The organism is Methylobacterium sp. J-030 (genome assembly GCF_022829545.1).
In the GTDB taxonomy this organism is placed as follows: domain Bacteria; phylum Pseudomonadota; class Alphaproteobacteria; order Rhizobiales; family Beijerinckiaceae; genus Methylobacterium.
Genome location: NZ_JAKSYM010000378.1, coordinates 1 through 5,952, shown reverse-complemented (window position 1 = coordinate 5,952; position 5,952 = coordinate 1). Strand labels below are relative to the sequence as shown.

Sequence of the window (5,952 nt, the reverse complement as noted above, 5' to 3'; positions counted from 1 at the left end):
ACGATCGGCGACATCATCGAGACGGTCAACGACATCTCGGAGCGCACGCACCTGCTCGCGCTCAACGCCGCCATCGAGGCGGCGGCGGCCGGCGAGAGCGGGCGCAGCTTCTCGGTCGTCGCCTCGGAGATGAAGCTGCTGGCCGATCAGGCCAAGGCCGCCACTGGCCAGGTCCGCGGCATCCTGGGCGAGATCCAGCGGGGTATCAACACGTCGGTGATGCTCACCGAGGAGGCGGTCAAGCGAGCCGCCGCCGGCAAGACCCGCTCCGACACGACGCAGCGCACCATCGAGGAGATCAGCGCGAAGGTCGAGGAAGGTGCGCAGGTGTTCCAGCAGGTCGTTGCCTCGACGAACCAGCAGCAGCTCGGGATCGAGCAGGTGATGGGTGCGCTCCAGAACATCCGGCAGGCGAGCCAACAGACCGCCGCCGGGACGCGGCAGGTTGAGGCCGCCTCAGCCAATATCACCGATCTAGCCCAGACGCTGACGAAGCTGGCCGAACGCTACCGGCACTGAGACCGCGGAAGTACGAGTCTGCCTCGACCTACCCCGTTTGAGTGATTCCCTCCGCGAAAGTGCGGGCCTGTGCGACGAAGAGATCGATCTGCACGATGCCTTGGTTGATCGCCGTGATTAGGTTAGAGTTAGTGTCGTCGATCTCAGGGTCACCGGTCGGCTCGCGGCCGTGCACATCCGCGAGCACCGCTGTCATCTGATCCAGCTGTGCCCGCAGGTCCGCGAGAATGATCTGAGCCCGCGCCGCCTGCAGGTTCGTAGCGTGACCACCGACGAGCAACTCTATCGCGGCGACATCGACCCGGGCGAGCGCGGATCGCTCCTCACCTCTCCGGCGTAGCGGAACGATGCCGCCGCTCATGATCCTACGCCCGTCCCGCATCGGACAAACCGCTCGACACGCCTCGGCGCTCCGCCTTCAGCTCGCGCTCGGCCATGAGCCAGAACTCCAACTCATAACCGGCAGGACGGTGGTTCCGGTCCCATAGATCGTAGGCACGCTCCCGGATCGCATCGTGTGCGATCATCGGCTCGGTCGCACATGCAGCGCATGGATCCGAACTCATCCGCCACTCTCACGCGGCCCTCCGAGCGCGGAGAGCATCACCCTGTCACTCCCGATCTCAGCGCCGGTGTAGCCAAGCGCCCGTGCAAGCTGATCACGTGCCCGCCAGACGCGGCTCTTCACGGTGCCGACTTGGCAACCCATGATCGCGGCGGCCTCGTCATAGGTCAGGTCTTCAATCGTCACGAGCACCAGCGCCTCGCGCATCACCGGCGCGAGCCGGTCGAGCGCGGTACGCACGTCCTGAAGGTCGAGGCGGCCGGCTTGATCGGGCGGGATGGCGAGCCGGGCGGTGTAACTGCCATCGCCATCCTCGACTTCCCGTACTTTGCGCTGGCTGCTGTAGAACGCGTTGCGCAGGATCGTGAAAGTCCAGTCCTCGAAGTTCGTGCCTGGTTCGAAGCACGCTCGGGCCCGCCAAGCCCGCAGAAGAGTATCCTGCACGAGGTCGTCGGCTACCGTGGCGTCGCGTGCGAGCGATATGGCGAACCTGCGCAGGTTCGGCGCTACAGCGAGAAAGTGCCGCCGGAACTCAGCCTCGTCGCGGCCGTGTGCCTTCCCAAGCGCGATGTTGAGTTTGGCCAGCAGGTCAGCGAAGTGCCCCGCAGCGTCCAACTCGGCATTCTCCTGCATGTAGGCGGCGCTGAGTAAGCTGCCGAGACGTTTGCGGATTTGGTCGGAGAGGATCGCTTGTGATGCGTCTGAAGGATTCTCGACCGATTGTGCACTCATCGTGGGTGCCAAGTCGAAACGAGGGTCATTGGCTATCGCGGTTCGTTCGGTAAACCGGCCCCCTGCTTATCCTCACGGCATAGCTCGGTCAGTGCGACCAACCGCGCTGATTCTCATTCGGCCTGATCGGTCGAGGTCGACCGCTGCCCCTCGGCAGCCCTTCTTCGGTTCCGCATCCACAACCTCCCTTTTTGGATCTCCCCTATCCGTGGGGTGAATCGGTTTGCACCCTATGCCGCCGAGCAGCGCCGGGGCTGTGGACCACCCTCCCCGCCCGAGCCATTGCAGCCACTCCCGGCTGATGATCCGGAGCACGTTCGGGTCGCTCTTCCTGCCCTGGTGGCGGCGCTCCTGGATGGTCAGCAGGCCATCGCCCTCGGCCAGCCGGTCGGCACGGTACTTGGTGCCATCGGCCCGGTAGTTGGTCAGGTAGCCAAGGAAGCGCTCGCCGGCAAGGAGCGATATGCACACGACGCACGTGATCGATGAGAGGAACGCGCAGTTACAATGTTCCGGCTACCTACCGGGAGACACGTTCCAATCTCGTGCCAAAACAACCCTTGCTTGTGAATTAACATTTTACATTCCAACATATGATGGATTTTCTTCAGAAGGTACTGCGATCTTCGCCGAGCCTATTATCGCCTTTTTCAAGGTGTGGCCAATAATTAACCTGTCGAGCCCAGGCTCAATGCCTCGGAGCTTGCCATGCGATCCGTCTACATCTGCCTTACCCAGGCGCACGATCATCAGTTGATCCTACTCGCCGCAGGAACCTGCGTCGTCGGCGTCTACGGTTCGTTCTCGGTCGCGACTCATGCGGCGCGCTCCGAAGGCCGGTCCGCTACGCTTTGGGCTGGTGCCAGCATCGTCGCTTCAGGCTGTACCGCCTGGGCTACCCACATGATCGGGCTCCTGGCTTTTCGACCGGGCATGCCCGCTGGGTTCGATCCCTATCTGACAGCCCTGTCTCTCTTGGTCGCCATCGCGGGCATCGGGATCAGCGTCGCCCTCGCGATCGGCCAGCGCAAGCGAGTCCATCGCTTTCTCATCGGCGTTCTCCTCGGCAGTAGTATCGCAGCGCTGCACTACCTCGGCGAGGCTTCGTATCTCGTCGCTGGCACCGTCACGTGGGATCCCCCACTCTTAGCGGTGTCCATACCGACCAGCTTGCTCATGTTCGGCGTGGCGATGGTCGTCACGGGGGAGCGACGCCGGGACCTTCGCCGCGCCGGGGCCCCGCTGCTGGTCGCGGCGATCGGTGTCCTGCACTTCGGCGGCATGACGGCGATGACGCTGGCCTTCGATCCGGAGCGCTCGCTCCCGCCGCACGCCGTTCCGCCCGAAGTCATCGCGCCGGTCGTGGCGGGCGTGTCCCTCGGCCTGCTGGCGCTAGCTGTCGTCGGGTTACGCCTCACCCTACAGGCCAGGGCACAAGCACGTCGGGACCAGCAGCGCCTGCGCGAGTTGGCAAACCTCGCCGTCGAGGGGCTCGCCGTGTGTGATGACGACATGATCACCACCGCCAATCGCAGCCTGGAACGCCTGTTGAGTGTGAACCCTGGGGAACTGAACGGCCGTCGCCTATCAGATCTGTTGCCCGGCCTCGCCGTCGCGGCACTTCCCGAGCGCGAGGAGCGGGAGGCGGAGCTGGTCGGCACAGATGGGCTGCGCGTGCCGGTGCGCGTCCTGCGCAGCAAGGTCCCACTCGGCAGCGGACTACAAACCGTGCTGGCCATCCGCGACCAGCGGGAGCGCCTGCAGACCGAGTCGAAGATACGGACGCTGGCCTACTCGGACGCGCTGACCGGCCTGCCCAACCGCGCCCATTTCCACGATCTGCTCGCGCACCACGTCGCCTCCTACCGGGAGCACGATCGCGCCTTCGCCGTGCTCGTCCTCGATCTCGACCGGTTCAAGCTGGTCAACGACACGCTGGGTCACGGACTGGGCGACGTGCTGCTCTGCAAGACGGCGCAGCGGCTTAAGGCGGCCCTGGGCGAGCACGACGTCGTCGCGCGGCTGGGCGGCGACGAGTTCGCTGTCCTGCAGGCGGACCTGCCCAATCCCGAGGTGGTGCAGGTCCTGGCCGGACGCATCATCGAGCTGATCGGCCGCCCGTTCCTGATCGAGGGCCAACTCGTCAATGTCGGGGCCTCGGTCGGGGCAGCCCTCGCGCCGGTGGACGGCATCGAGCCCAGCCAGCTCGTGCGCAACGCCGACCTTGCGCTCTACAAGGCCAAGACTGACGGCAAGGGCACGTTCCGCCGGTTCGATCCGGTACTGGACGCGCGCGTTCAGGCGCGACGTAGCCTGGAGGCTGATCTGCGGCGCGCCATCGCGATGCAGGAATTCGAGGTGTACTACCAGCCGCTCGTCGATGCGCGTTCAGGCCGGATCACCGCGGCCGAAGCCCTGGTGCGGTGGCGCCATCCGGAGCGCGGCCTCGTCTCGCCCGCCGACTTCATCCCGCTGGCCGAGGAGACCGGCCTCATCGGGCCGCTGGGGCAATGGGTCCTGCGCACCGCCTGCGCCCAAGCGGCCCACTGGCCGTCGCACATCCGGGTCGCCGTCAATCTCTCGCCCGCTCAGTTCCGGGATCTACGGCTCGCCGACACCGTCAAGGCGGCGCTTGCCGCCTCCGGCCTCACCGCGGACCGGCTGGAACTCGAGATCACCGAGGGCGTGCTGCTGGCGGACGAGGAGCGCACGCTCGCCACCCTGACCCGCCTGCGCGCGGCCGGGGTCAGCATCTCGATGGACGATTTTGGCACCGGCTACTCCTCGCTCAGCTATCTGCGCCGCTTCCCGTTCGACAAGATCAAGGTCGACCAATCCTTCGTGCGCCAGCTCCCGGGTGACCTGGAGAGCGCCGCGATCGTCCGGGCGATCATCACCATGGGCACATGCCTCGGCATGACGATCACGGTCGAGGGCGTCGAGACCGCCGAGCAGTTCGCGTTCTCGGCCGCGTCCGGCTGCGATCAGGTGCAGGGCTACCTCGTCAGCCGTCCGCTGCCCCTGGATGAGTTCCTGTCATTTGTGGAAGCACGCGAGGCTGCATGAACCCGCAGGACACCCCCGACCTGTTTCGACTGGTCTACCGGAGCCGCAGCACGTTCGAAGGAACCGCTGAGGATGTGCAGCGGGCGATCGACAAGACCCTGGCTACATCGCGAACCAGGAACGCAGAGGCCGGCATCACGGGTACGCTACTGTTCACGCGCCTGTTCTTCGTGCAGGCCCTAGAGGGCCCTGCCGCCGCCGTGGAGGCGATCTTCGACCGGATCTGCTGCGATCTGCGTCATGTCAATGTCGAGGTCGTTGAGTGCGGGCCGGTTCTAGAACCGATCTTCGGTGAAGATCCGATGAGCTACCTCGTTCCAGATGCGGGCTCCGGAGCACTGGTCGAGCGTGTCGAGCACGATACGGAATTGGCTGATGCTGCCGCCGCTGCGATGAAGCTCATGGCCGCTTTGATCCGACCACAGCCACACGCCATCGGGTCGGTGCCACAGTTTGCAGCCTGAAATCATCCGGGCCTGTCGGTTCTGCGTTCGACATAACGATTGCGCATAGACCATCACGGCATAGCTCGGCCAGTGTGACCAACCGCGCGGATTCTCGCACGGTCTGATCGGTTGAGGTCGCCCGCCGCTCGTTGGCAATCTGATCAAGGATGTCGTGCTGAGGCGCGGGCGGACATGTGTCCCCAACTCCCTTCCATCAGTGAAGCCAGCCCTCAACAGGAGCGATCAATGCCTATCGCAGCTGTTTGCGCGATTGGAATTCTAGCCGGCCTCGTCGAGTTCGCATGCCTATGTTACGAGGCCCCCGAAACCAACGACGAGTGACCTACGAGCTGACGCCGCAGAGCATATCGTCCGAAGTGGCCAGACCAACTGTCACTTCCCGCCAACGCTGACATTACGGGCCATGACCCAGCCGTGGTCACAGGGACCGGTGTACGTTTGCTCGACGGGTACAAGGATCGTGGTTTGGCAGCCGAGCGTCGCAGAACCGTAGACGACGCCGAGCCACGGCCCGAGTTTTTCGCAGACCACCACCATGTCACCGTCGTGCAGGCGTCCGATCTCGCGGAACGGCGCTTCGCCCGGCCCGCTCTGTACTGGGAG

Annotated in this window: 8 protein-coding genes and 1 pseudogene; 3 read left to right on the top strand and 6 right to left on the bottom strand. The window is 64.9% G+C overall.

Features of this window, described 5'->3' with window-relative positions; translation table 11 throughout:
• On the top strand, window positions 1-519 hold a 519-nt coding region (locus tag MKK75_RS30920), incomplete at its 5' end, for a methyl-accepting chemotaxis protein (RefSeq protein ID WP_244046299.1).
• 28 nt (window positions 520-547) lie between these two features.
• On the opposite strand, the gene MKK75_RS30915 is transcribed toward MKK75_RS30920, so the two are convergent.
• From MKK75_RS30915 to MKK75_RS30895, 5 genes are all read right to left on the bottom strand, one after another.
• Complete coding sequence (locus tag MKK75_RS30915) at window positions 548-880, bottom strand: hypothetical protein (protein ID WP_244046298.1); 333 nt, start codon at window positions 878-880, stop codon at window positions 548-550.
• 4 nt (window positions 881-884) lie between these two features.
• Window positions 885-1,046 (bottom strand): DUF2934 domain-containing protein, encoded by a 162-nt coding sequence (locus MKK75_RS30910; RefSeq protein ID WP_244046297.1) that lies wholly within the window; start codon window positions 1,044-1,046, stop codon window positions 885-887.
• Between the two features lie 35 nt (window positions 1,047-1,081).
• Window positions 1,082-1,816 carry a sigma-70 family RNA polymerase sigma factor gene (locus tag MKK75_RS30905; RefSeq protein WP_244046296.1) on the bottom strand — a complete coding sequence of 245 codons (735 nt, stop codon included), beginning with the start codon at window positions 1,814-1,816 and terminating at the stop codon, window positions 1,082-1,084.
• Window positions 1,817-1,888: 72 nt separating this feature from the next.
• Complete coding sequence (locus MKK75_RS30900) at window positions 1,889-2,287, bottom strand: hypothetical protein (RefSeq protein WP_244046295.1); 399 nt, start codon at window positions 2,285-2,287, stop codon at window positions 1,889-1,891.
• 108 nt (window positions 2,288-2,395) lie between these two features.
• The gene (locus MKK75_RS30895; protein ID WP_244046294.1) at window positions 2,396-2,566 is read right to left on the bottom strand and encodes a hypothetical protein; all 171 of its coding nucleotides are present in this window, start codon (window positions 2,564-2,566) and stop codon (window positions 2,396-2,398) included.
• Here MKK75_RS30895 and MKK75_RS30890 point away from each other — a divergent pair.
• Window positions 2,525-4,882 carry an EAL domain-containing protein gene (locus MKK75_RS30890; protein ID WP_279594245.1) on the top strand — a complete coding sequence of 786 codons (2,358 nt, stop codon included), beginning with the start codon at window positions 2,525-2,527 and terminating at the stop codon, window positions 4,880-4,882. The genes MKK75_RS30895 and MKK75_RS30890 overlap by 42 nt on opposite strands.
• Window positions 4,879-5,346, top strand: a complete 468-nt coding sequence (locus MKK75_RS30885; protein WP_244046292.1) for a BLUF domain-containing protein — start codon at window positions 4,879-4,881, stop codon at window positions 5,344-5,346. Before MKK75_RS30890 ends, MKK75_RS30885 begins: the two co-directional genes overlap by 4 nt.
• Window positions 5,347-5,721: 375 nt before the next feature.
• Here the strand turns inward: MKK75_RS30885 and MKK75_RS30880 are convergent.
• Window positions 5,722-5,952: pseudogene (locus MKK75_RS30880) on the bottom strand (hypothetical protein); the annotation flags it as partial.

Bases quoted from the DNA above. Each gene is read 5' to 3' on its own strand.
- MKK75_RS30915 (WP_244046298.1), bottom strand. From the start codon at position 880: ATGAGCGGCGGCATCGTTCCGCTACGCCGGAGAGGTGAGGAGCGATCC.
- MKK75_RS30910 (WP_244046297.1), bottom strand. From the start codon at position 1,046: ATGATCGCACACGATGCGATCCGGGAGCGTGCCTACGATCTATGGGAC.
- MKK75_RS30905 (WP_244046296.1), bottom strand. From the start codon at position 1,816: ATGAGTGCACAATCGGTCGAGAATCCTTCAGACGCATCACAAGCGATC.
- MKK75_RS30890 (WP_279594245.1), top strand. From the start codon at position 2,525: ATGCGATCCGTCTACATCTGCCTTACCCAGGCGCACGATCATCAGTTG.
- MKK75_RS30895 (WP_244046294.1), bottom strand. From the start codon at position 2,566: ATGATCGTGCGCCTGGGTAAGGCAGATGTAGACGGATCGCATGGCAAG.
- MKK75_RS30885 (WP_244046292.1), top strand. From the start codon at position 4,879: ATGAACCCGCAGGACACCCCCGACCTGTTTCGACTGGTCTACCGGAGC.